Raw genomic sequence first — 23,670 nt, forward strand, 5'->3', positions numbered from 1 at the left:
AATCAATAATCTATGTCATATCAATATGTTTATGAAATGGATGGTTTAAGTAAAACCATCAACGGTAAACAAATTTTGAAAGAAACGCGCTTATCATTTTTGCCGGGAGCTAAAATTGGCATAATCGGTCCAAACGGTGCCGGTAAATCTACTTTGCTGAAAATTATGGCCGGGCTTGATAAAGAATTTGACGGTAAAGCGTCTCCGGCCAATGGTATAAAAGTGGGTTATTTAGCCCAAGAACCCCATCTTAATCCTGATAAAAATGTTTTTGATAATATTATGGAAGGGCTAAGTGAGAAAAAAATACTTATTGATGAATTTAATGAAATAAGTAATAAATTTGCTAACGAAATGACGGACGAGCAAATGAATGAACTGCTTACTAAACAAGCAGAGTTACAAGAAAAAATAGATGCTTGCGATGCTTGGAATTTAGAACGTGAAATAGATATTGCCATGCTAGCGCTGGGGTGTCCTGCAAAAGAAGCGAATATTACTAAAATTTCCGGTGGTGAAAAAAGAAGAGTTGCGTTGTGTAAATTGCTTTTAGAAAAACCGAACATGCTTTTACTTGATGAACCGACAAACCATTTAGATGCAGAATCGGTTTCTTGGCTTGAAAACTATTTAAAAAACTATAAAGGTACCGTGGTAATTATTACCCATGATCGTTATTTTTTGGATAATGTCACGGAATGGATATTAGAAATTGATCGAGGAAATTGTGTGCCTTGGCAATCTAATTATACTGCTTGGCTTGAGCAAAAACAAAAAAAACTTGCTCTAGAAAGCAAAGAAGAAGACGATAGAAAAAAACAACTTAATCGAGAGCTGGAGTGGATACGTCAAACGCCAAAAGCTAGACAATCAAAAAGCAAAGCACGTATTACCGCTTATCAAGAATTACTAACTAAACAGCAAGAACAAGGAAACGGTACGGCTCAAATTATTATACCTAACGGTCCTCGTCTTGGAGATTTGGTCATAGAAGCCGACCATATAGCTAAAAAATTTAATGATAAAATATTATTATCGGATTTTAGTTTTAAAGTTCCACGTGGCGCGATAGTGGGGATAATTGGTCCAAACGGTGCCGGTAAATCTACTTTATTTAATATTATTACAGGAAAATTAGTTCCGGATAATGGTTCTATTAAACTTGGACAGACAGTTAAATTAGGTTATGTTGATCAGTCTCGAGATCATCTTAACGACAACAAAACCGTATGGGAAGAAATTTCCGAAGGGTTAGACGAGCTACAGCTTGGTAGTAGAATAGTAAAAAGTAGAGCTTATTGTGCAGCCTTTAATTTTAAAGGCGGTGATCAGCAAAAAAAGGTCGGTCAACTTTCCGGCGGTGAACGTAATAGAGTACATATAGCAAAATTGTTAAAAGAAGGAGCAAATGTCATATTACTTGATGAACCTTCAAATGATCTTGATCTTGATACTTTAAGAGCTTTAGAAGATGCTATTTTAGATTTTGCCGGGTGTGTTTTAGTAATTAGCCATGACCGTTGGTTTTTAGATAGGATAGCTACTCACATTATTGCTTATGATAAAGAAGGCGATGCTACTTGGTTTGAAGGAAATTACCAAGATTATCATGAGTATATGTTGCAAGCAACCGGACAAAATCTTATAAATCCTAAATATAAACATAAAAAATTAATTTAATGTCTTTAATAGTAATTATATTAGTAATATTATTGGTAATAAAGCCAAAAGATATTCCTATGATTATAAAAAAAATCCATGAAATAAAGTCTTATTTTACTAATTTTCAAAAACAAACAATTTCTTATATTATAAACAACGATGATAATATATTAAATGAAGATATAGAACAATTAAACTTTTATTTGCAAAAGATTATTAGTATGGACGGTCATTATGACGGAGATTACACTTTAAAAAAAGTAAAACATAAATATCATGCATTAATGAAAGAATATATTAACAAGGAAATACCGCAAAAGAAAGATGAATAATATAATGTCAAAGCATAATCACGTTGTATTAGTTGATGAACAGGATAATGTGCTAGGGATAGAGGACAAAGCTACTGTTCATAATTCCGCTACGCCGTTACATCGAGGTTTTTCAGTTTTTCTTTTTAATAATAAAAAAGAATTGTTAATACAAAAAAGAAATTCTAGTAAAAAAACCTGGCCGGCATTTTGGTCAAATAGTTTTTGCGGTCATCCACGGCTTAACGAAAACTATGAGGATGCAGTACATAGACATGCTAAATTTGAATTAGGTATGACCTTACAAAAATTATATTTTATAGATAGCTACCGTTACAAATTTGCCTTAAATAATATTATAGAGAATGAAATATGCCCAATTTATTTAGCTTTGTCAAATGATGATATAAGGATAAATAAAAATGAAGTTGAAGAAATAAAATTATTTCAATGGACTGATTTTTTAGTTTATTTAAAAGAATCTTTGCCGAATTTTACTCCTTGGTGTATTGAAGAAATAAATATATTAGAAAAAAGTAATATATTTAAGAAATTTATGGATTCGACTTTATAATTGTAGTATAAACACACCAAACGTCATTGCGAGCATTTGTGGGCGTTGTTGCATGGCTCAAATTTTTAATGTCATTCCTAGATAAAGGCGGGAATCCAGAAAATAATAGTCATCCTGAATTTATTTCAGGATCTCTTAGAGCCTATCAGTAAATAAAAATTAAAGAATAAAGAGTAGAAAAATAGAAGAAGAAATGTTATATAAGGTAGCAAAAAAGCAAAAGAACTATGAGCTATCCAAGTGAATTACGGGATGAAGAGTGGGAAATAATAAAAGAATATTTTGCCTATAAGAAGAAAGGCAGGAAAATAAAAATAGATAGAAGATCAATAGTAAATGCAATATTTTATCAGAGCCGTACAGGGTGTCAGTGGCGATATTTACCAAAAGAATATCCAAATTATAAAATAGTTAATGAATATTATAATAAATGGAATCGTAGAGGATTATGGCAAAAGATAAATGAAGATTTGGTTTCAAGATGCCGAGAATCAATGGGGAAAAAAAGCAAATCCGAGAATTGGAATAATTGATTCGCAATCAATTAAGAATACGCAAAGAAGTGAAGTAAAAGGGTATGATGCCGGTAAAAAGATAAAAGGAATAAAGCGTCATATAGTAACAGATGCAAATGGTTTATTACTAGCTGTTAATGTACATTCAGCAAGTATACAAGATAGGGACGGTGCTAAAGAAAGCTTGCTTGTAGCAAAGAATAAATATCCATCAATTGAAAGATTTTTTGCAGATGGAGGCTATAGTGGTAATTTACAAAATTGGTGTTTTTTGAATACAAAATCATTGTTATCTATAGTAAAGAGAAAATCAGAAAAATTTGAAATCTTACCGATTAGGTGGATAGTAGAGCGTACTTTTGGTTGGTTAAATAATTTCAGAAGGTTAAGTAAACATTACGAACATACTGTCAAATCTGCTACTAATCAGATTTATATTGCTATGATTCGGTTAATGCTTAATAAGCTCATTTGTTAACACTTATTTACTGATAGACTCTTAAATTAGATGCTGAAACAAGTTCAGCATGACAAAAGCAAAAAAAGTCCGGATTCCCGCCTTTAGCTAGGAATGACATAAGAGTGCAAGGAATGGCATAGAACATGCTAACCTATCCACAACAATACTATCCATAATCGGGGTCATAGCTCAGTTGGTAGAGTGCTTGGCTGGCAGCCAAGAGGTCGGGGGTTCGAGACCCCCTGGCTCCACCAGTTCCTCTGGGGTTTTCAAAGGCGGTAACATATTTTTGAGTGCCGCATCTGCTAATATTTTGTATAGTATAAAACGGCGAATTTAGTTGTCAACGTATTTTACCCGTAATGCCCTTCAGACTAGACGTTTCGTATAAATAAGTATCGTTTAAAAAGTGCTTGTTGCCATTATATTAAGGCGTATAAGCTTAACAAGCGATTATATTTGTAAATTTTTCTGCAAATATCGAAAACGGTATAGCAAGGTGCTGCCATTCCCCTTTACCTTTATCAATAGAAATATGATTTTCTATGTCTTTCATAGTAACTACTGCAAGTTTTTGAATATCGTTGCTTAAATCCCATAAATGAAAGCAATGCGATTCTGTGTCAATGGCACGTTCCCATTCATTGCGAGTGAGATAAAAAAGTGCATCTATGCCGTTTTTGGTAGTTTTTACTTCAATTGATAGCTTTGTTTTATCGTTATTGCTAATAACGGACAACACATCATATCCATCTTCATTCGATTCTATCGAAACCCATTTAGGTTGATAACCGGTACGTGCTTTTTCATAGTTAAGCGTAAGACGTTCGCCGTGCCTTCCGATAGATAATAGTAAATCATTTTGTAGACCTCTTGCTCTTGAAGCAAGTATATCCCAAAATTTTACTATATCTTCATCTACACTTTCTACTAAGCCTGCTTCCAGAAAAACTTGATATATTTCAGAATGTACATATAAAAGTAGTTTTTTTCTACCAAAAGCGGCATTTTGTAGCCAAAAAGGATGTTTGACGTTAATAAAATCTAATATTGATTGTTGAAGCTTTTGTTTTGTTTCTGCTAGGGTTAATAATTTTTCTCCTGAGTCGGAAGCGATAGCTACGCCCGTTTCATTAAGCAATATCCATCCCATCTCTTGAGCGTAGGTTAAGGAGTAATCAGTTGGTGTTACACCTATCTTTTCAAATGCACGTCTAATATCGTCAAATGATAATTTATGACGATTAATTATCTCTAAGAGCCTATCAGTAAATAAAAGTTAAAGAATAAATAGTAGAAAAATAGAAGAAGAAATGTTATACAAGGTAGCAAAAAAGCAAAAGAATTATGAGCTATCCAAGTGAATTACGGGACGAAGAGTGGGAAATAATAAAAGAATATTTTGCCTATAAGAAGAAAGGAAGGAAAATAAAAATAGATAGAAGATCAATAGTAAATGCAATATTTTATCAGAGCCGTACAGGGTGTCAGTGGCGATATTTACCAAAAGAATATCCAAATTATAAAATAGTTAATGAATATTATAATAAATGGAATCGTAGAGGATTATGGCAAAAGATAAATGAAGAACTTGTTTCAAGATGCCGAGAATCAATGGGGAAAAAAAGCAAGTCCGAGAATTGGAATAATTGATTCGCAATCAATTAAGAATACGCAAAGAAGTGAAGTAAAAGGGTATGATGCCGGTAAAAAGATAAAAGGAATAAAGCGTCATATAGTAACAGATGCAAATGGTTTATTACTAGCTGTTAATGTACATTCAGCAAGTATACAAGATAGAGACGGTGCTAAAGAAAGCTTGCTTGTAGCAAAGAATAAATATCCATCAATTGAAAGATTTTTTGCAGATGGAGGCTATAGTGGTAATTTACAAAATTGGTGTTTTTTGAATACAAAATCATTGTTATCTGTAGTAAAGAGAAAATCAGAAAAATTTGAAATCTTACCGATTAGATGGATAGTAGAGCGTACTTTTGGTTGGTTAAATAATTTCAGAAGGTTAAGTAAACATTACGAACATACTGTCAAATCTGCTACTAATCAGATTTATATTGCTATGATTCGGTTAATGCTTAATAAACTGATTTGTTAACACTTATTTACTGATAGCCTCTAACAATTCAAAACAAGAATGTGCAAGTCCGGGTGAAAGAGACATAATCAAAAATTCTTCTTTTTAAAATCTCGTAATAATGCTTCAATATCTTCCGGTAAGAGACCTATCACGTAATCTTCCGGATCATCGGTAGAAATAGGATCGATAGGTATAGGGTCGATTTTTAAGCTTGAGTCTTCTAAGGCTTCTGCCATTTTTCCAACCTTAAAATTTAGTCTTTCACGTACCGTTTCGTCAATAGTTCCTGTGCATTCAACTATTTCAATATTTGTTTGTTCATTTGGGCTAAGACCTAGCCTATGTATTCGGTCTTCAGATTGTAAATAATGTGCAGCATTAAATGTTCTATCTAGATATATAGCATGATGACAAATCTTGTGAAGACTTACTCCTTCACTTGCGGCAGCAGGGTTTGCTACCATAATTTTTACATTCGGATCATCATGAAATAGCTTGATTTTTCCTTCTCGTGTTTCATCGTCATCCTCGTCGCCCGCATCTACTCCACCGTGAATATATACTGCTCCTAAGTCGACTAATCTCTGTGCAATATATTCGACATTTTTTACAAAAGAAGACCAAATTAAAACTTTTTGATTATTACGTACTAATTCTCTAGCACGTTTTAAAACATATTTAAGTTTTGGTCCGTCGCCTTCTGCAAGTACTGCTTGTAACAAGTTAGAATGTACAAAGCCAATTTCTCGTGACAAAAGAGCGGGGTTAGAAACAAATTGCAGCAATTTTGCTACCGATCTTCCAAGAATACGAAGAGCTTGTTTAGTTCCATTATTTAAAGCAGTAGCAGCTTCGCGTGAAACTTCAAATTTCATAAGATTATATAATTCATACTGAACAGGAGCCATATGTAACTTCCGAACAACTCGAGTAACGGGCGGTAACCCTAACTCAGCCTTATTAGTCCGAACATATATAGGCTTTATTAACTCTATAACGTTATTACCGGTAACAGGAATTTCAGGATATAAAAAAGTGAATTGTGGGATTAGATCTTCTACGGCTTGAGGCATTGGAGTTCCCGACATTATTAATTTACCGACCGGTAAGTGTGCGATACTAAGTATTGTTTGAGGTGTTTGTTTCTCAAGGCCACTTTTTATTCTATGACTTTCATCAAGAAATACATGGGTCTTATAACGACTTAAATATCCGGCTATTAACTCTCTAACGCGTGGTAATTGCTGGTAAGTTATCAACATGAAACGAGGACGACTTTCCAGAAGTCTATTAATCTTATCTGTCCCGCCGCGTAGCCTAGTAAAATTTTTATAAATATTCGGCATACAAGCTTCAAGTTGTTCATCCCAAGCTCCAAAAGCATTTTTAGGAGCAATAACTAATAAACCTTCATCAGATGTTGCTTTGAAAAAAAAAGTAGCTAATGCCTCTGTTGTTTTCCCGGCACCAGGGACTGAAAAGGTTGCTGCTGCCGGCAAAGCGGCAATTTTACATATATTACGTTCTTGTTGAGTAGTAAGTAGACGAGAAAACCCCACTTCTTTTAATTTTGATAATAAATCTTCAATTTTTACAGCATAAAGCTCTTTCGCTTTTTGGTAATCATGGTTATTTTGAGTTGATTGCCTAAGTAATAGCTCTGCTTTTGTTTCAATTTCAAGGTTTTCACCTATTTGTATCTCGTATCCTTTTAAAAGTTGACCAAATTGCGAACGCAATGAAATAAAAGTCCACCAGGGTAATGATAGCTGATAACCGCCTTCCTGTTGTGCTTTATCCGAATTATCAAAAATTAGGCGTTTTATAGGCTCAAGCCATGGTTGAGCATAATCAATTTCTTCCCATCCAATCAATGCTTTTCTGTCTTTATCTCTATAGGCAATTTTAAGCATTATTATTTAGCCATTTATAGATTTTAGAAATATTATTTTCCATAATTTTTAATTGTTTTTCTGCACCCTCTCTATTTGATTCAGGTCTCAGGCCATGCTCTACGGCGGCGGCAAGATCGCTATTTGCTCTAGCCAATTTTTTAAGAAGATAATGAGCATTTAATGCATCTTTTTTTAGCTCCTTCTGAGACTCAATGACTTCAGTAATAATTTCACGTGCTCGGTTGCCGTTTTCAGGTTTTGAAATTTCTCTAGATAACGGAATATCAATCGAATCAGCACTATTAGCAACACAAAATATTTCATCAATATCTTTATGCTTTTTTGGAAGCTCTACATTAAATTCTTCTTGTAACTTCAATTTAATCAGCTCTAAATGTTTTTCAGTGTTTGGAATAGCTTCATATAAACGTTCACCTACAGCTTCGGGATCATCTATTAAAACAAAAGCAGCTTCTTTAAATAATTCTTGTTTTCCGATAGAAGTTATTTTACTACGGCTTTGAATCAGCTTACGAAAAGCAAACTCATTTTCCGAGATTTCTGACCAATAATTTTCTTTACCACGAGTTTTTAAATATTCTGCTGCGTAAGCTCTCATGTCCAAAAGCTCTTTTATTTCTGATTCTTTTAGACCGTAAAGATCAGCAACTTCTTTTGTGTTAAAGTTATGTTGTTCTTGTTTTTGAAATATCATATTGGCTTGAGTATCCCAAGAATATTTTGCCTTTATATCGGGGGCTATCTGTAATTGAGCCTCAAGCTTATCAATTTCCTTTTCACCGCAATGCGGAAGTACGGCAATATCAATATAAGCAAAGTGATCATATTTCTTTCTATCTTCATTATATAATTCTCTCCAACTAGCAAGGCGGCGGTTACCGTTTATCACAAAACCGTATTCATCTAACAAAATTGGCTCTACCTGTTTATTTCCCGTATCTTTAAAATAATCCAACAAATTTGATTGTTTAACCAGCTTAAGAAGTAATTGATGCTGAGTTTCTTGAACGTCAAGAAGTTCCGGGTCTTTTAAGAAGTAATCTGAGGTAATAGTCGAATTCTTAGCTAAATATTCCTGTTGACCGGAAATAGTTCTACCGTTTGCTAGCCTATATTTAGGAAGATTTAAAGGCACTGTCAGAATTGCAATATCTTGATTCTTTCCTTGAAAAACTATGCGATAAGTAGTTAAGTCATTTTGTTCCGATAGTTTCTTAAAGTTTTCTTGGCGACTCGTACGTGGCCAACCGAATCGTGAAGAGAGTGGATTAGTAAGAGGAAAGGTTGACGTATTCATAGTATTACTCTATCGCAAAAATTATAATAGGTACAAAAATTACTTTCTTAAATATTGTAAGCTCCTTTTCAAGACGTACGGCATTAGTAATATTACTGCCTAAAATCTTAGAAGATGAGTATGTGGGAACAATCATCACTGCTGAATTGATTATTTTATCAATGTAAAGTTTTTGGAGCTTGATTAAGTCTGCATACATTCTAGCAATATTACCGGTTTGTAGACAAAGACCGACCTTATCTTTTAGCGAAGTAATAGTAATTCCCGACTCTCTAGAAATAGTGACATTAGAAGACCAGCCTTTTGTAACCAAGTATCTAAGGAGGTCATCACGTATTTTTGAAGCAGCCCCCTTACTGACTTTTATAGCTACTTGATTTATTGCGTCTGCAACCTCATTAAGGATATCCTTAGTCACAACTTGATCACCTTCAAAATGGCTTATTGAACAGTATCTCATTTCTTTTCCTCTGATTTCAAAGATAAGTTTAAATTTTCAGGCATTAAAGATAAATTACTTTTAGTATGGTCATATAGAGGTTTATCATGCGGTCTATATCTAGCTTGCCCTTTTAAAGCTTCTTCCAAACGGGTAATACCTATTTTTGCATATTCTTTATTTAATTCACATCCCCAAAAACGTCGGGAGTGTATAGCAGCTGCCACTCCTGCTGAAGCAACTCCGGCAAATGGATCAAATATTAGATCTGATTTATCGGTAATTGCTAAGGTTAAACGCTCTATAAGCCCCACCGGAAATTGACACGGATGGCTTGTCTTTTCAACATGATTACTTTTTACATTCGGAATATTCCAAATGTCATCAGGGTTTTTACCAAGAGGATGCCCCGATAGCTGACCGGCTTTTGGACCTTTAAAATGCCTTTTCCCGGGATATTTTGAAGGTACTCGTACATCGTCAAGGTTAAATGTATATTCATTAGATTTTGTATACCATAAAACAACCTCATAACGACCGGAAAAGCGTTTTTTAGAATGCAACCCATGCCCAAAATGCCAAATAATACGATTACGCATTTGTAATTTGTGTTCCTTAAACATAGGTGCAAATTCAATATCTAAAGGAACGATATAACCGTTATCTATAAAATTACCGACTTGCCAGCAAATACTTCCTGTAGATTTTAATCGTGGAATTAGCTGATCAATTATTCTTTTTTGCCATTCTAAATATATTTGTAGATCATTTTTTTTTTCATAAGGTTTACCTATATTATAAGGAGGAGAGGTTATAATTAGGTCAAATATCGGTTCCATAGGAAGATTTGATAAAAATTTTTCTACATCACCAAGCCATACCGCATAATCAATTTTATCTAATGATGGAGTTTGTTTATTCAAAATATTCAATAATAGAGGCTTAGAGTATTCTTGAGTACTTGATTTCATTTGTAATAATTGTTTTTTAATTCACATATTATTATACGATGATTTTCTAGATCAACAATTGATATAATTGCTGATTGGAAATTAAAACAATCCATGATTTGCATAAGCATATACATTTTTTATTATTAATACAAGAGCGATTGTAATACATAAATAAGAGATTGGGTAAGAGGATAGAGTTTGCTGCTTTTTTCTATACATTAAGGCAGAACAAGGGCATTGTTGCGTGGCTCGAATTTCCGCTGTCATTCCCCGCGCAGCATTGTTGCGTGGCTAAGTTAAAGCATGTTCTATGTCATTCCCGCGCAGGCGGGAATGACATAAGGGCGCAGGAATGACCCCGGCTTGCTTTACCAAAATGGTCAAAATCACTACTCCACCATCTTGCCGTGGGTATAAAAATCATAGGCGGTTTGGTAAAAGCTAACGGCTTCTTCGGTTAAAGCCGGGAGGTCTAATATTTCCTGTTTTTTGCCGTCTGATGATAATTTATAAGTTTTAGGCTTAGAGTTCGGGCTTAGAATTACTAAATATTCGTCTTTCATAAAGCCCAGCAATTGATAAGTACTTATGAAAGCCCTATTTGCCGGCTCGTTTAATATATCTTGTCCCCAAAATTTACTTTTATATTCAAAACCCAATAAGCCGAAAATTGTTGGAGCTATATCTATCTGGCTAGCTAAATTAGCTATTTTTTGCGGAGATAATATTTTAGGGGCATAAATAATTAAAGGTATGTGATATTTATTAACCGGCAGCTCTGTTTTACCGGCACTTGCAGCGCAGTGATCGGCGGTAATTACAAAAATAGTATTATCAAACCACTCTTTAGTTGCTGCCTTCTCTAAAAATTTACCGATTGCGTAATCGGTGTATTTAACTGCGGCATTACGTCCGCCGCCGGAAGGTAAATCAATTCTATTTTCGGGAAAAGTATAAGGACGATGATTGGAAGTTGTCATAATCAAAGAAAAAAATGGCTTACCGGTTTTATAATCTTGATCAGCTACCTCAAGGGATTTATTAAATATATCTTCGTCCGCCACTCCCCAAATATTTGCAAAACTTATTTCATTTGCCGTTAAGTTACCTCGGTCAATTATATTATAACCGTTTCCTGCAAAATAATTCTGAAAATTATCAAAATAGCTATAGCCGCCGAAGATAAAATTAATTTGATAACCTTGTTGTTTAAAAATAGTGCCGATATTAAATAAATTTTGATTATCGGGTCTTCTAATAATCGAAGAGCCGGGCGTTGGCGGTACGGATAAAGTAATAGCCTCTAAGCCTCGCACGGTTCTTGTCCCCGTAGCATATAGATTAGTAAAAAATATACCGTTATCAGCGAGTTTATCTAAGTACGGCGTGATATTATCGGAATTCCCAAAGCTCTTCATAAATTTCCCGCTGAGGCTTTCAACAGTAATAAGCACCACGTTATATTTACTTCGGGATAAGGTTTTTGGGGTAATAATGCGTTCTATGGAATCGGCAGATAAAAATTGTTGATTATTACCTTGAAGTAGTGTACGCACCACGCTTAAAGCGCGAGTATTATCGATTATCGGGTAAAAACTATTATAATTTAAGCTATTATTAAAATAAGCCGAGAAAAATTCATAAGGACCGTTTTTGCTTAATTCTCTTGCATATCTGTTATTAGAAAAATTAAGTTTTTCGGGAGCATAGAACTTAAAAGCCAGCAAACTACATAAACTTAATAGAATTATCGCAGTCAAACGAGATTTAATTTGTATGCTACTTGCGGCATTAATTAAAGTATTTCTTAGCAAATAAGTAATCACTACAGCGATTGCAATAATGCCGGTTGATATCTCGACATACGGCATAGATTCTTTTACCGTGCCGATAATTTCATGCGTGTAAATTAAATAGTCAACGGCAATAAAATTAAACTTCGTACCGAACTCGTCCCAAAAGGTAATTTCGGCAATTGAGATAAAAATCAAAAAAGTGATGAAACAGCAGAAAAATATATAACAAAATAATCGATGTAAAAATTCACATCTTGATAATATTAAATGAAATAATAGGGTTAAAATTAATGTGATCGGCAGAAAATAAACACAGGATATGAAATCGTTAACTTCTCCTAGAATAAATATTAACGGCAAATCGGCAAAAGAAATTTGTTTATGCCATACGGCATAAGCGCATAAGGACAGCCTAGTAATAAGCTGAAATATTAAATAAGTTTTAGCGGTGATATTAAATAACGTTTTTATCATGTTGTGTACTGTTTTGTGTCATTCCCAAGTGGATGCAACAAACGCCTACAGCGGCTCGCAATGACGATTCCGGTAGCCATGCAACAACGTCCCACGTAGGCGGGAATGACATCGAAGACGCTTTTAACCATTACACAATAACTCTACACTGGAATCACATCTATCTCATCTATCCGGTAATAATATTTCTCTTTTGCCGGTGTGATTCGGTGAGGAAATTATGCCGTCTTGTTCCATCTTTTCAACTAAAATAGCGGCTCTATTATAACCGATTCGGAGCGATCGCTGAATATAGCTAATTGAAGCTTTACGTTCAAGCTGCACTATCTGCACTGCTCTTTTATACAGCATTTCGTCCGTTGTTCCGTCGTCGCTACTATTCTCTAAAGCTGCATCTCCTTCATCGATCTGTTCGGTTACTGCTGAAATATATTCAGGGGTACCGGTTTCTTTTAAATATTCGGTAATTTTCTCAATCTCATTTTCATCGACAAAAGGCCCGTGTACCCTGGTAATTTTTGAAGTATTACCCATAAATAACATGTCTCCCATGCCGAGTAACTGCTCGGAGCCTTGCTCACCTAAAATTGTCCGACTATCGATTTTGGAAGTAACTTTAAAACTAATACGGCTTGGGAAATTTGCTTTAATTACGCCGGTAATAACGTCTACGGAAGGTCTTTGCGTCGCCATAATAATATGAATGCCTGCAGCCCTTGCCATTTGAGCGAGCCTTTGAATGGATAGTTCGATATCTTTACCGGCAACTAACATTAAATCAGCCATCTCATCAACAATTACCACGATAAACGGTAATTTATCCATATTCATTTCTACCGTTTCATAAATAGGCTTGCCGGTCTCATGATCAAATCCTGTTTGAATAGTACGTTCAAGGGTTTTACCTTGTCTTGCTGCTTCTAAAATTTTAGCATTATAACCGGCAATATTTTTAACGCCGATATTCGACATCATTCTATAACGATTTTCCATTTCCTTCACCGCCCATTTAAGAGCTACCACCGCTTTAGCAGGTTCGGTTACGACGGGAGTCAGTAAATGCGGTATTCCTTCATAAGCAGATAGCTCCAGCATTTTCGGGTCGATCATAATAAGGCGGCATTCTTCTGGGGTATAACGATATAATAGCGAGACGATCATTGCATTAATTCCGACCGACTTACCGGAGCCGGTAGTTCCTGCAACTAGTAAATGAGGCATTTTAGCCAAATCGGCGATTAACGGTTTGCCGGCTAAATCTTTCCCTAAAATTAGGGGCAATAAAATAGATTGATCTTGATATTCCGGCGTTTCAATTAGCTCCTTTAAACAAAAAAATTCTCTATGCTTATTCGGTAATTCAATACCGAGAACATTTTTACCGGGTATTACCGCGATTCTGGTTGAAATGGCGGAAAGCGATCTTGCTATATCGTCGGATAACCCTACTACTCTTGAGGTTTTTGTACCGGCTGCCGGCTCAAACTCGTATAAAGTAACCACCGGTCCTTGACTAATATTAATAATTTGCCCTTTAACGCCGAAGTCACTCAGAACAGTTAATAATTTTTCCGATTTTTGTTTAAGCTCTTGAGAAGAATCACTTTTTATATGGTGATTATCAGCATTTCGCAGTAATGCAATAGGCGGTAACGGTGCTAGATTGCTTTGTTCATTTTTTGGTAACAGCGTAGATTTATTAAAAAATTTCGGTCGGATATTAGTTGCCGGTTTAGCTATACTTATTTCCGTTACTTTTATTTTTTCCTGAGTAGAAAAATAAGAAGGAGTAATTCTTGGCTGGTTTGCTTCGTCTTTTTTAGGCAATAAAAATTTTGCAAGCGATAGGTAAGGCGTTAAATTAGATAAGATATTACGTATTTGATAAGATAAAATGCTATATAATTTTATTGTAAAATCCTTCAGTGAGGTAAATTTTATTTCAAGTAAAATAACGAATAAAATAAATGTCGAGAAGATTAATAATAGATAAAGTTGATTCGTAAATTGCTTAAGAAAATTAAAGCTAGCTATCCCTATCGCGCCGCCGGCACTTCCTTGCAAATATGGTATCTCAAGATTTGCAAATAATGTTGCCATACTAAGGATAGTAAATAACATTACAATTATACGTACTAGCAACAATTTACTTTGAGCAAGCCAACGGCTTTTCGCCCAAATAAAACAACAAATAGGTAGAATAAAAGCGGCTATACCAAAAAATTGATACAAAAAATCCGATAAATATGCACCGAAAATACCTAATAAATTGTTAGGATATCTTTGAGTTACTAAATTAAAGCAAGGATCATCGGTTTTATAAGTTATTAAAGCGCAAATAATGCCGAAACCTATTACGCTTAAAATAACAGCTTGTAGTTTGTTATTTGAAAAAAATTTATTTATATAATATAACACGAAAATTATTAAAAAATTTGTATAGTAATAATAACATATAACTAATTTGGCGGCTTGATACAAGAATAATTTAAGTAATGCCGTATTCTCGTCGCATTACAGCGTCATTCAAAAAGCTTGATACAAGCAAATTTTCGACATTCGCCTGTGCTCACCTACTCTAATACGTTGAGCAGGCTCGTCTTTAAATTTATCTTGTCTGAAGCTTTCTGAATTTAGCTGTATACCGGAATCGTCATTGCGAGGAGGGACGTAGTCCCGACGTGGCAATCTAGTCTTAGTCATGCTGAACAAGTTTTTCGCATCTTTTTTTAGTAGATCCTGAAATAAATTCAGGATGACTATGCTTTTCTGGATTGCCGCAGCCACTTCGTGGCTTCGCAATAACGGGTTTTGTATTAATTTTTGAGCCATGCAACAACGCCTATATTAGCCGGATTATTTGAAATAGCCTTTGCTATATCTTTAAAATTATCGTATAGGAGTAGGGGGTTAATAACTCAGTATTAACAAATCCTTATTTATTTTAAAGCTTTTAAAACGCTGAAGTACCGACATACCGAGTAGTGAAATATCTAGATTGCCGATGCCTATATGCCCTTCGATATCTTTAAATACTCTACCGATCACCATGCTATCTAATATTATAGGAGCGGCTTTACTTGCGCCGTTAGCGGTAAGATATATCCTGCTATATTTTAATTTAGATAAATCGAATCCTAATTTTTTAGCATCCTGCTGAGTCAAAGCTACATCACTTGCGCCGGTATCGATCATAAAGTTTATTTTCACGTTGTTTACAAGTGCTTCGAGATAAAAATGTCCGTCACCGCTGCGGGCTATAACAATTTCACCCTGCCTATTAACCCAGCTATATGAAGGAATTAATACCGATAATACTCGCTGACTCGCATAAGTTAATTCAAACCTAAAAGCATAGCCGATTATTATAACTAAAAAAATAATTCCCCAGCTTGATAGTTGCAGAAAAAATTTTCGTAAGTTATTTTGACCGAAAAAACTATATATAAAACTAATTAATATTATCAGTGCTGAAAAAAATGCTACAAGATTTTGAGAATCATCAAAAAAATGCGGAAATTTTTCATTTATAAATTTATATAAGAATGAAATAGCAAGCCCACTAATGCCGAAAATAACAACTGCTTTTATAAGATTTTTATATGTCATAGTAATAAACTCTATGTTCTAAGGAGATATAGCTTCGCTTATTAAGGTCTATACATCAAATTTCGCGAGTCTCGCTTGTGCGGCATTGTTGCGTGGATAGTACAAAGCGCCTTCGATGTCATTCCCGTGAAAACGGGGCGTTGTTGCATGGCTCGATAAAGCAGCAGTATGTCATTCCCGCGTAGGCGGGAATCTAGAAAAAATACTTTTAAGTCATCCTGAATTTATTTCAGGATCTTTTTCAAGAGATGCTGAAACAAGTTCAGCATGACAAAAAAAGCCTAGATTCCCGCCTTTAGCTAGAATGACACCGAGAGCGTTTTTAACCATCCATGCAACAACGCCTACAGCTTCTCGCAATGACGTTTAACGTTTCACGCGGGTATTGCCTTGTGAGCGAGCTGTATATTAACGCGAACTATGGATAAGGAATTATCCATAGTTGGGGTTATATTATAGTAAAACTTAGAATATTCTAATTAAAGGTAAGTATAATTTTAATGGTAGCGAGGGAGGGATTTGAACCCCCGACATGCGGATTATGATTCCGCCGCTCTAACCAACTGAGCTACCCCGCCAGGGGAAGTATTTAGTGTATACTCGATGAACTTTAAAAATTGCCTAGCCTGCGCCAGTTTGATTTTGACAGCGAATTTTGTAAAGCTCGCCTTTACGCATGTATTATTTATACACTTGCGCAGACGAGCTTTAAAATTCATCTGTCAAAATTAAACTGTTCTTGGCTTTTGTCGTCTTATAAGTTCTGCGATGCGCTACGTTAATTATACGCTGCGCTTCTTGACTTATAGACTCCTTGCTCTTTTTAAAGTTGATCTTCGTCTACCAACTCTTCACTTCACAGGAGTGCCATTTTTTGCGTATCATGCGTGTTGAGCAGCGTTTGTTGCGTGGCTCGGAATCCTTATAAAAAACACCGTCATTGCGAAGCCACGAAGTGGCAGCGGCCAATCTAGAAAAAAATAGCAAAAAATGCTATGAAAGTTATTATTTTCCTGGATTGCCGCGCTCCTTTTAGTCGCGACGTTGTTGCATGGCTCGAAAATTGCTATATTTTGGGTATTCTTTAAAAGTACCGCGATGTCATGCCGTGGCTTGACCACGGCATCCAGTCAGGCTTTTTAATTTTTTCTGGATACCGTGGTCAAGCCACGGTATGACAAGTTTTAAGCGATTTTAACCATCCATGCAACAACACCTTCAGTCGCTCGCAATAACGATTCTGGTAGCCACGCAACAATGCCCCGTTTTCACGGGAATGACATCGAAAATTTAAGCCATGCAACAACGCTCTTCTGCAGGAATGGCGTCGAAATTTCAAACCACGCCGGCAATGCTGAGTAATAACAATCCCTTAAATAATATCTTAACGTTTAGAGAATTGAGTTTTCTTACGTGCTTTACGTTGTCCGTATTTTTTACGTTCTACAACTCTAGAATCACGAGTTAAAAATCCACCTTTACGTAAAAGCGGATGAAATTCCGGAGCGGATATATCAAGTGCTTTAGCAATGCCGTGTAAAATAGCACCTTTTTGTCCGGAAATTCCGCCGCCTTTGACGGTACAAATTACATCATATTGCCCGCTAGTTTTTGTTAAAATAAAGGGTTGTAAAATAGTTTTAACATGCGTATTAGAAGTAAAATATTGATCTATATTTTTTTCGTTAACCGTTACTTTACCCTTGCCGGCTTTTATCCAAACTCTAGCTATAGCATTTTTTCTTTTGCCTGTAGCGTAAAACTTATTAGTATTTTCTGAACTTTCTTTAGGAGATTTAACTAACAATTTTTCTTGAGTTAAAGGCTCTTTTTCGTTTTTAATCTTTAATTTTGTCATACTAAATTACTTTTTATTTTTGGGATTCTGGCTTGCAAAATCATAAGCTACCGGTTGTTGTGCTTGATGAGGGTGTTCCTCTTTTGCATAAACATATAAATTACTCATTTGCTTTGCACCCAAAACATTTCTCGTAATCATTCTTTTTACAGCCGATTTAACAACGCGTTCAGGATATTTGCCGCTTAAAATTTTTCCTGCGGTAGTTTCTTTAATCCCGCCCGGGAATCCCGTATGTCTGTAATACACTTTACCGTCTTTGGGATTGGCTTTCTTACCGGTCAATTTTATATGTTCCGCGTTAATTATAATTACATTATCTCCACAATCCATATGAGGAGTAAAAGTAGGTTTATGTTTACCGCGTAACATATTGGCAACTTTGCTAGCAAGCCTACCAAGAATCAGATTTTGCGCGTCTATAACCCACCATTTTTTTTGAATATCCGATGGTTTTGCAGAGTAAGTTTTCACAGTAATATCTTTTTAATTAGAATTATTCAAATCAAGATTATTTGAGCATATTAAATAGCATTAAAGTCGGCTATTTGTCAAGTTAAATATAATATTGATATGTTTTTGTCATGCTGAACAAGTTTGGGCGTTGTTGCGTGGCTCTAAAAAAGTGCCGTGTATCATTCTAGCTAAAGGCGGGAATCTAGAAAAATCTTAATAAAAGACTGGATACCGTGGTCAAGCCCACTACTGTACGAACGTTGAAAAAAGGCTGTGTCATGCCGTGACTTGATCACGGCATCCAGGAAAATAAAGCCATATTAGACTTATTTTAGAATCTTTTTATGATATTATAAGCTGGACTGAAGTGGTCGTAGCCACGGAATGACAGAATTTTTACCTCTTTATTTAAACGTTCGTACAGTAGTGGGTCAAGCCACGGTATGACATCGTACTTATAATAACCATAATACGGTAAATTATGAGCCATGCAACAAGACCCGCGCCGTTGTCGGAATGACATCGTAACCGCGGCTTTTAAATCGCTTTGTTAGTATCGAATATTATTTTTTTATCGGTAGAAAAATATATATTATTATCAAATCCTATACCGTAATAGCGGATATTTTTAGTAATTTTTGTAATAGTAGGTATGGTACTTAAATGTCCGTTCTTATCTGAGCGGAAACTATATAAAACTCCGTTAACGGAAATAACGTTTAAGCTCATACCGGTATTATCTTTACTAACGGAAGGCGCTAAAAAAATGGCTGATTTTAATTTTTTAACATCTTTACCGTCATTTAAATCGGCGACAAATTTTACTTGACCTGATGCAAGAGAGAGTGCTGCAACCTGCCGAGCATTATTTGTGACGAATAAGCTATTACCGATTAATGACATGGATTGAATATCATTAGCGTTAGTTTGCCAAATAACGACACCGGTTGCAACATTTAGCTTTATTATTTTACCTAAACCGCTTGCTATGTATAAATTATTATTGTCGCTAATAGGTGCGCATAATATACTAGCTTCTTCAAAATTCGGTAGAGACGCATGTTCGGAATCTGTAAGCTCAAAACTCCAAAGAACTTCACCTTTTTTGGTGTTAATAGCAAGAATTTGTCCCGAACTGTAAGTAACTATAATGCGATCATGATATATTATAGGAGCAACTTGGTAGCTAGAAGATAAAACTTCTACCGTTCCTTCATGTTGCCAAACGGGATTTAAAGTTTTGGTATTTAAAGCAACTAGCTGATTACTAATAGTTTGAACTAAAATAGTATCATCATTTATCGTAATCGGCTTAATTCTGATAATATCCGGCAGCTCTTTTCTTATTAGTTCATGTCCTGATTTTGCATCTAATACTACTAATAACCTTGAACCGTATGTTACGTATAATTTTCCGTCATGATACAAAATTCCGCCGCCGATATAATTATCTTCTTTATTTCTACTGATATTATAAGACCAGATTATACTATTTTTTTCTTTGGAAAATGCCGATATATTTGATTTAATATCTAAAGTATACACTATATTATTAACAAAAACCGGCTCGGTAACGGTTTTGTATTTAGTAAAGGAATATTCTTTATTTTTTAACATGTTATGGTTAAATAAATAGGTGTTTTTACTAGAATCTAAATATATCGATTCATTAGTTTGAGCTGAGAGCCTTGGAGTTAATTCTACAATATTTTTTACTTTTTTAGGTCCGAGTCCGTTACAGGAAATTAAAATAAAAGGTAATAATAAAATTGCTAATTTTTTGTTCATATTCTCTTGTCCTTATCACTATCTAAATTTGAGAGTAAAGCCTTGGCCTGATCTTTTGTCAGTTCCGGAGCATTATTTGACGCTATTAGTATTTTTAAAGTTTCTTTTGCTACGTCCGGCATATCGTTTTTAATATCCCAAATTGCTTTTATAAAGTTGGCCGTAGCCCAAAAAGCTTTTTCTTCGTCATTAAAATATTTTAAATATGTTAATGCCTTTTCTTTATCTTGCTTAGCTATATTTTCTTCATCGATAACTAAACTTAACCATGAAATACGGGCATAAGCCGTAGTTATTTCTTGATATTCGGTATTTTGAATAATTTTTTCTAATAAAGCCTTAGCGTCTTGATGTTTTTTTTCTGAAATCTTTATAGCAACTTGCTCTAATAAAGCAATTTCTTTTATTCTATTGCTACTTGTATTGCTTAAATTTTCTAAGGTGCTAAAAGCAAAATCTTTGTTGCCTTCGATCATTTCAATGCTAATGGCTTTAACAAAAATATCCCCGTTTTTCTGATTATTTTTAATTCGGTTATCTTTATGACGGTTATTAATTATCATTATAATAACAATGAATATCGCAAAAATTATAACGATGGGTAAAATCTTTTTGAAAAATCTTAACCTTTTTTCTTCGTTTTGATCATTTAATACTTCTTCTAGAATATCAGACATTTTTATTTACTTTGTTGAGTTTTACAACCGAATTTAACTTTAGCATCCTCCGCCATTTTTTTAGATATTGCGGATCTATTAGTCGGAAATTCTTTATCAAGCTTGGTAAGTATATTACAGGCTTCTTGTTTTTTCTTTAATTCACCGAGTGATAACGACAATTTAAGTAAAGCATCGGAAGATTTAGGACCTTTAGGAGATTGTTTATAACATTTTAAATAATTGATCGCAGCGCCGTTAAAATCTTTGCGTTTAAAAAAACTTTCTCCGTACCAAAAATAAGCGTTACTGATTACGGCACTACTCGGATAAGTTTGTATAAAACTTGCAAATTTCTTCTCCGCTTCCTCTAATTTACCGTCTTTAAAAGAAGCAAGGGCCAAATCATAAGCTTGTTTATCGGCTGCTATATCTTTTTTGTTAATAACGGGAGTCGTGGAATTAGGGGTATTATTTATCTCTTCTAAAGCAGATACGTCAAATACATCGGGAATGTCGGAAGTTTCCGGTATATTTTCCGAATTTTGAGCATGCTCCGTAATATTTAATTGTTTTGTTATTATTCCAACTTTATGCTCTAAGATTTCAATTTTACCGAGTAATCGCTGAATTTCTTTTTCTTGCTCGTCTAATCTATTTTCATAATCATTATTTGCTACAAATTTTAGATTTTTACTTTTAATTACTTGATCTTCTCCAAATACGCAGAAGGGTAATAAAACAGTAAATAATAATGTAATTAGTTTCATATATTTTTTATTTTTGTGATGTCATTCTAGTTCAAACGGAGCATTATTGCATGGCTCAAATTTTCGATGTCATTCTAGCTAAAGGCGGAAATCCAGGCTTTTTTTGTCATGCTGAACTTGTTTCAGCATCTCTTGAAAAATATCCTGAAATAAATTCAGGATGACTTAAAAGTATTTTTCTGGATTCCCGCCTTTAGCTAGAATGACATTTATAATTTTTCATCCACGAGCAGTATACAAAAAAATTTCCATTATTCCATATCTTTTTATATTTCCATACTTCCGTCATAAGAAAAAGTTAAAGTTATCGTCGTTCCTTCCTTTATTTTGCTCTCTAAATTAAACTTACCGTTCATAAGTTCAACTAATTTTTTTGTTAACGGTAGACCAAGTCCGGTACCTTCGTATTTTCGACTAAGCTCACTATCAATTTGCCCGAATGCCGATAATGTTTTCGGTATATCTTTTTCTTCAATACCGATGCCGGTATCTATAACTTTTATATATACTAACCTTTCCAATTCGTTTCGTTCGATACTTATAGTTACTGTACCGCCGTTATTAGTAAATTTAACCGCGTTCGATAAAAGGTTCAATAATACTTGTTTAAGCCTCTTCGGATCAGCTTTTATAATAATATGGTCTTGAGGTAATTTATCGATTAACGTTACCCCTGCTTGGTCTGCTCTCGGCTTTACAAGTCTTATTGAAGAGCTAATTAATTTATTTAGATCGAGATCGATATTATCTACTTTTAATTTGTCGGCAGAAGCTTTAGAAAGGTCTAAAATATCATTAATCATGCTAAGTAGGTGCTTGCCGGCATTATTAATGTCTTGTAGGTAAGTACTATTTTTTGCCGCATCTTTCTCCGACATTAAAATTTCCGAGAAACCTATTATAGCATTAAGCGGGGTACGCAACTCATGACTAATATTAGCAAAAAATTTAGTGTTTGAGGAACTTGTTTGTTCTACTTTAATTATTTCTGCTTTTAAGTTTCTATTAGTTTTAAGCTGTTGATCTATAATTTGTCTAGCATAATTAGTATTACTAATAATTATAGTACAAAATATTATAAAAATAATGATAAATGTTATAAAAACTTTTTTTTCAAGCTCTAATATATTCTCCCATTGATCGGTAATATCGGTATTAATTTCTAGTACGCCGTCCACCGGAAACTCATATAGATTGTTATCTATTATAGGTATATAGCTTGTAATAAAAACAGCTTCTTCTTGGTTATTATCGTTTTCTATTATTACTTTAGGTGCCAATAGATGGCTTGTGATTCCGTTAAATGCTTTATGAAGTGCTCCTTTAAAAATAAACGGTTTTAAAAAATATCTATCAATTTTTGCGGTAATTATTTCATACAAATTATCGTCCGGATAGCTTTTTACATTATACATGTTAAGCAAGCCGCTAGTGATAAATCTATTACCTTTAATATCGTATAAAGAAATATTAATATTAAGATTAGTAAACCAGTCGGCAGAAACCGTAGCAAAGTCAATAAAATCTTGATCCCGCAATAAACTTATATAACCGAATTTATGCAATTTAGCTGTTGCTGCCGGATGAGTATTCCAAACATGTTTTGTATAAATTTCGGCAATTTGAACATTCTCCGCCGCCACATGTTTTAAGATCATTTCCTTTATCATAAAATAACGATAAAACATCATATTTATGATAATATTAAGAAATAATACAATGAATGACAATCTTACTATATATTTATTTTGGTTCATTATATTTGATCTTTATATTGCAAAGATTGGCTTAGGGCGCTTGTCATTCTCACGTAGCATTGTTGCGTGGATACCAAAACCGTCATGGCGAGGTGCCTCTTGGCACCGTGGCCATCCAGTTAAACATATTTTATACTAAACTTGTTTAGTATTCTAATTAAATCCCTCATTATATTCGGGATAGCCTGGATGGCCACAGCCACTTCGTGGCTTCGCCATGACGGGTTTTATTAATTTTTGATCCACGCAACAATGCCGCGCAGGAATGACATAGAGCATCGAGT

The 23,670-nt window shown here is 34.5% G+C and carries 30 protein-coding genes and 2 tRNA genes; 10 read left to right on the top strand and 22 right to left on the bottom strand.

What is annotated here, in order from left to right; translation table 11 throughout:
* Nucleotides 1-12: 12 nt before the first annotated feature.
* The 7 genes from ettA (at nucleotide 13) to AAGD64_RS00825 (ending at nucleotide 3,776) form a co-directional block, all read left to right on the top strand.
* On the top strand, nucleotides 13-1,680 hold the full coding sequence (gene ettA, locus AAGD64_RS00795; protein ID WP_341793508.1) for an energy-dependent translational throttle protein EttA: 1,668 nt from the start codon (nucleotides 13-15) through the stop codon (nucleotides 1,678-1,680).
* Nucleotides 1,680-1,994 (top strand): DUF2672 domain-containing protein, encoded by a 315-nt coding sequence (locus AAGD64_RS00800; RefSeq protein ID WP_253308156.1) that lies wholly within the window; start codon nucleotides 1,680-1,682, stop codon nucleotides 1,992-1,994. The genes ettA and AAGD64_RS00800 overlap by 1 nt, the downstream gene beginning before the upstream one ends.
* A gap of 4 nt (nucleotides 1,995-1,998) precedes the next feature.
* Nucleotides 1,999-2,547, top strand: coding sequence for an isopentenyl-diphosphate Delta-isomerase (idi, locus tag AAGD64_RS00805; RefSeq protein ID WP_341793509.1), 549 nt, complete (start codon nucleotides 1,999-2,001; stop codon nucleotides 2,545-2,547).
* Between the two features lie 26 nt (nucleotides 2,548-2,573).
* Complete coding sequence (locus tag AAGD64_RS00810; RefSeq protein WP_341793510.1) at nucleotides 2,574-2,699, top strand: hypothetical protein; 126 nt, start codon at nucleotides 2,574-2,576, stop codon at nucleotides 2,697-2,699.
* Between the two features lie 75 nt (nucleotides 2,700-2,774).
* Nucleotides 2,775-3,080: a transposase gene (locus tag AAGD64_RS00815; RefSeq protein ID WP_341793511.1), complete on the top strand. Its 306-nt coding sequence runs from the start codon at nucleotides 2,775-2,777 to the stop codon at nucleotides 3,078-3,080.
* Nucleotides 3,010-3,540: an IS5 family transposase gene (locus AAGD64_RS00820; RefSeq protein WP_341793512.1), complete on the top strand. Its 531-nt coding sequence runs from the start codon at nucleotides 3,010-3,012 to the stop codon at nucleotides 3,538-3,540. The genes AAGD64_RS00815 and AAGD64_RS00820 overlap by 71 nt, the downstream gene beginning before the upstream one ends.
* 160 nt (nucleotides 3,541-3,700) lie before the next feature.
* Nucleotides 3,701-3,776, top strand: a tRNA-Ala gene (locus AAGD64_RS00825).
* A gap of 188 nt (nucleotides 3,777-3,964) precedes the next feature.
* Here AAGD64_RS00825 and AAGD64_RS00830 read toward each other — a convergent pair.
* The gene (locus AAGD64_RS00830; RefSeq protein WP_341793513.1) at nucleotides 3,965-4,675 is read right to left on the bottom strand and encodes a DUF3883 domain-containing protein; all 711 of its coding nucleotides are present in this window, start codon (nucleotides 4,673-4,675) and stop codon (nucleotides 3,965-3,967) included.
* A gap of 194 nt (nucleotides 4,676-4,869) precedes the next feature.
* Here AAGD64_RS00830 and AAGD64_RS00835 point away from each other — a divergent pair, with 194 nt between their 5' ends.
* The gene (locus tag AAGD64_RS00835; protein ID WP_341793514.1) at nucleotides 4,870-5,175 is read left to right on the top strand and encodes a transposase; all 306 of its coding nucleotides are present in this window, start codon (nucleotides 4,870-4,872) and stop codon (nucleotides 5,173-5,175) included.
* Nucleotides 5,105-5,635 (top strand): IS5 family transposase, encoded by a 531-nt coding sequence (locus AAGD64_RS00840; protein ID WP_341793515.1) that lies wholly within the window; start codon nucleotides 5,105-5,107, stop codon nucleotides 5,633-5,635. Before AAGD64_RS00835 ends, AAGD64_RS00840 begins: the two co-directional genes overlap by 71 nt.
* Nucleotides 5,636-5,703: 68 nt before the next feature.
* On the opposite strand, the gene AAGD64_RS00845 is transcribed toward AAGD64_RS00840, so the two are convergent.
* Genes AAGD64_RS00845 through AAGD64_RS00860 form a run of 4 tightly spaced genes read right to left on the bottom strand, consistent with a single transcriptional unit; the run spans nucleotide 5,704 to nucleotide 10,240 of the window.
* Nucleotides 5,704-7,530, bottom strand: a complete 1,827-nt coding sequence (locus tag AAGD64_RS00845) for an SNF2-related protein (protein WP_341793516.1) — start codon at nucleotides 7,528-7,530, stop codon at nucleotides 5,704-5,706.
* Nucleotides 7,523-8,830, bottom strand: a complete 1,308-nt coding sequence (locus AAGD64_RS00850; protein ID WP_341793517.1) for a hypothetical protein — start codon at nucleotides 8,828-8,830, stop codon at nucleotides 7,523-7,525. The genes AAGD64_RS00845 and AAGD64_RS00850 overlap by 8 nt, the downstream gene beginning before the upstream one ends.
* A 4-nt stretch (nucleotides 8,831-8,834) precedes the next feature.
* Nucleotides 8,835-9,290, bottom strand: coding sequence for a BglII/BstYI family type II restriction endonuclease (locus AAGD64_RS00855; protein WP_341793518.1), 456 nt, complete (start codon nucleotides 9,288-9,290; stop codon nucleotides 8,835-8,837).
* The gene (locus tag AAGD64_RS00860; RefSeq protein WP_341793519.1) at nucleotides 9,287-10,240 is read right to left on the bottom strand and encodes a site-specific DNA-methyltransferase; all 954 of its coding nucleotides are present in this window, start codon (nucleotides 10,238-10,240) and stop codon (nucleotides 9,287-9,289) included. Before AAGD64_RS00860 ends, AAGD64_RS00855 begins: the two co-directional genes overlap by 4 nt.
* Nucleotides 10,241-10,401: 161 nt before the next feature.
* On the opposite strand from AAGD64_RS00860, the gene AAGD64_RS00865 reads away from it, so the two are divergent.
* The gene (locus AAGD64_RS00865) at nucleotides 10,402-10,578 is read left to right on the top strand and encodes a hypothetical protein (protein WP_341793520.1); all 177 of its coding nucleotides are present in this window, start codon (nucleotides 10,402-10,404) and stop codon (nucleotides 10,576-10,578) included.
* A 33-nt stretch (nucleotides 10,579-10,611) separates the two neighbouring features.
* Here AAGD64_RS00865 and AAGD64_RS00870 read toward each other — a convergent pair whose 3' ends face one another.
* The 17 genes from AAGD64_RS00870 to AAGD64_RS00950 form a co-directional block, all read right to left on the bottom strand.
* The gene (locus AAGD64_RS00870) at nucleotides 10,612-12,492 is read right to left on the bottom strand and encodes an LTA synthase family protein (RefSeq protein WP_341793521.1); all 1,881 of its coding nucleotides are present in this window, start codon (nucleotides 12,490-12,492) and stop codon (nucleotides 10,612-10,614) included.
* Nucleotides 12,473-12,604, bottom strand: coding sequence for a hypothetical protein (locus AAGD64_RS00875; RefSeq protein ID WP_341793522.1), 132 nt, complete (start codon nucleotides 12,602-12,604; stop codon nucleotides 12,473-12,475). Before AAGD64_RS00875 ends, AAGD64_RS00870 begins: the two co-directional genes overlap by 20 nt.
* A 53-nt stretch (nucleotides 12,605-12,657) precedes the next feature.
* On the bottom strand, nucleotides 12,658-14,910 hold the full coding sequence (locus AAGD64_RS00880) for a DNA translocase FtsK (RefSeq protein ID WP_341793523.1): 2,253 nt from the start codon (nucleotides 14,908-14,910) through the stop codon (nucleotides 12,658-12,660).
* 108 nt (nucleotides 14,911-15,018) lie between these two features.
* Nucleotides 15,019-15,324: a palindromic element RPE3 domain-containing protein gene (locus tag AAGD64_RS00885; RefSeq protein ID WP_341793524.1), complete on the bottom strand. Its 306-nt coding sequence runs from the start codon at nucleotides 15,322-15,324 to the stop codon at nucleotides 15,019-15,021.
* Nucleotides 15,325-15,402: 78 nt separating this feature from the next.
* On the bottom strand, nucleotides 15,403-16,101 hold the full coding sequence (locus AAGD64_RS00890) for a TIGR02281 family clan AA aspartic protease (RefSeq protein WP_410526077.1): 699 nt from the start codon (nucleotides 16,099-16,101) through the stop codon (nucleotides 15,403-15,405).
* 213 nt (nucleotides 16,102-16,314) lie between these two features.
* The gene (locus tag AAGD64_RS00895; RefSeq protein ID WP_341793525.1) at nucleotides 16,315-16,461 is read right to left on the bottom strand and encodes a hypothetical protein; all 147 of its coding nucleotides are present in this window, start codon (nucleotides 16,459-16,461) and stop codon (nucleotides 16,315-16,317) included.
* A 141-nt stretch (nucleotides 16,462-16,602) separates the two neighbouring features.
* A tRNA-Met gene (locus AAGD64_RS00900) sits at nucleotides 16,603-16,679 on the bottom strand.
* Between the two features lie 303 nt (nucleotides 16,680-16,982).
* Nucleotides 16,983-17,222 carry a hypothetical protein gene (locus tag AAGD64_RS00905; RefSeq protein ID WP_341793526.1) on the bottom strand — a complete coding sequence of 80 codons (240 nt, stop codon included), beginning with the start codon at nucleotides 17,220-17,222 and terminating at the stop codon, nucleotides 16,983-16,985.
* Nucleotides 17,223-17,263: 41 nt separating this feature from the next.
* Nucleotides 17,264-17,440 (bottom strand): hypothetical protein, encoded by a 177-nt coding sequence (locus AAGD64_RS00910; RefSeq protein WP_341793527.1) that lies wholly within the window; start codon nucleotides 17,438-17,440, stop codon nucleotides 17,264-17,266.
* Nucleotides 17,441-17,485: 45 nt separating this feature from the next.
* Complete coding sequence (gene rpsI, locus AAGD64_RS00915) at nucleotides 17,486-17,959, bottom strand: 30S ribosomal protein S9 (RefSeq protein ID WP_253308150.1); 474 nt, start codon at nucleotides 17,957-17,959, stop codon at nucleotides 17,486-17,488.
* Nucleotides 17,960-17,965: 6 nt separating this feature from the next.
* A complete protein-coding gene (gene rplM / locus AAGD64_RS00920; RefSeq protein WP_341793528.1) occupies nucleotides 17,966-18,433 on the bottom strand; it encodes a 50S ribosomal protein L13 in 468 nt (155 codons plus the stop codon).
* A 313-nt stretch (nucleotides 18,434-18,746) separates the two neighbouring features.
* Complete coding sequence (locus AAGD64_RS00925) at nucleotides 18,747-18,938, bottom strand: hypothetical protein (protein ID WP_341793529.1); 192 nt, start codon at nucleotides 18,936-18,938, stop codon at nucleotides 18,747-18,749.
* Between the two features lie 14 nt (nucleotides 18,939-18,952).
* Nucleotides 18,953-20,203, bottom strand: coding sequence for a PQQ-binding-like beta-propeller repeat protein (locus tag AAGD64_RS00930; RefSeq protein ID WP_341793530.1), 1,251 nt, complete (start codon nucleotides 20,201-20,203; stop codon nucleotides 18,953-18,955).
* Complete coding sequence (locus AAGD64_RS00935; RefSeq protein ID WP_341793531.1) at nucleotides 20,200-20,880, bottom strand: DUF2659 family protein; 681 nt, start codon at nucleotides 20,878-20,880, stop codon at nucleotides 20,200-20,202. The genes AAGD64_RS00930 and AAGD64_RS00935 overlap by 4 nt, the downstream gene beginning before the upstream one ends.
* Before the next feature lie 2 nt (nucleotides 20,881-20,882).
* Complete coding sequence (gene ybgF / locus AAGD64_RS00940) at nucleotides 20,883-21,629, bottom strand: tol-pal system protein YbgF (RefSeq protein ID WP_341793532.1); 747 nt, start codon at nucleotides 21,627-21,629, stop codon at nucleotides 20,883-20,885.
* A gap of 266 nt (nucleotides 21,630-21,895) precedes the next feature.
* Nucleotides 21,896-23,386: a HAMP domain-containing sensor histidine kinase gene (locus tag AAGD64_RS00945; RefSeq protein WP_341793533.1), complete on the bottom strand. Its 1,491-nt coding sequence runs from the start codon at nucleotides 23,384-23,386 to the stop codon at nucleotides 21,896-21,898.
* A gap of 153 nt (nucleotides 23,387-23,539) precedes the next feature.
* On the bottom strand, nucleotides 23,540-23,665 hold the full coding sequence (locus AAGD64_RS00950) for a hypothetical protein (RefSeq protein ID WP_341793534.1): 126 nt from the start codon (nucleotides 23,663-23,665) through the stop codon (nucleotides 23,540-23,542).
* Nucleotides 23,666-23,670 lie beyond the last annotated feature (5 nt).

It is taken from the genome of Rickettsia endosymbiont of Ceutorhynchus obstrictus (genome assembly GCF_964026565.1).
Lineage (GTDB): Bacteria > Pseudomonadota > Alphaproteobacteria > Rickettsiales > Rickettsiaceae > Rickettsia.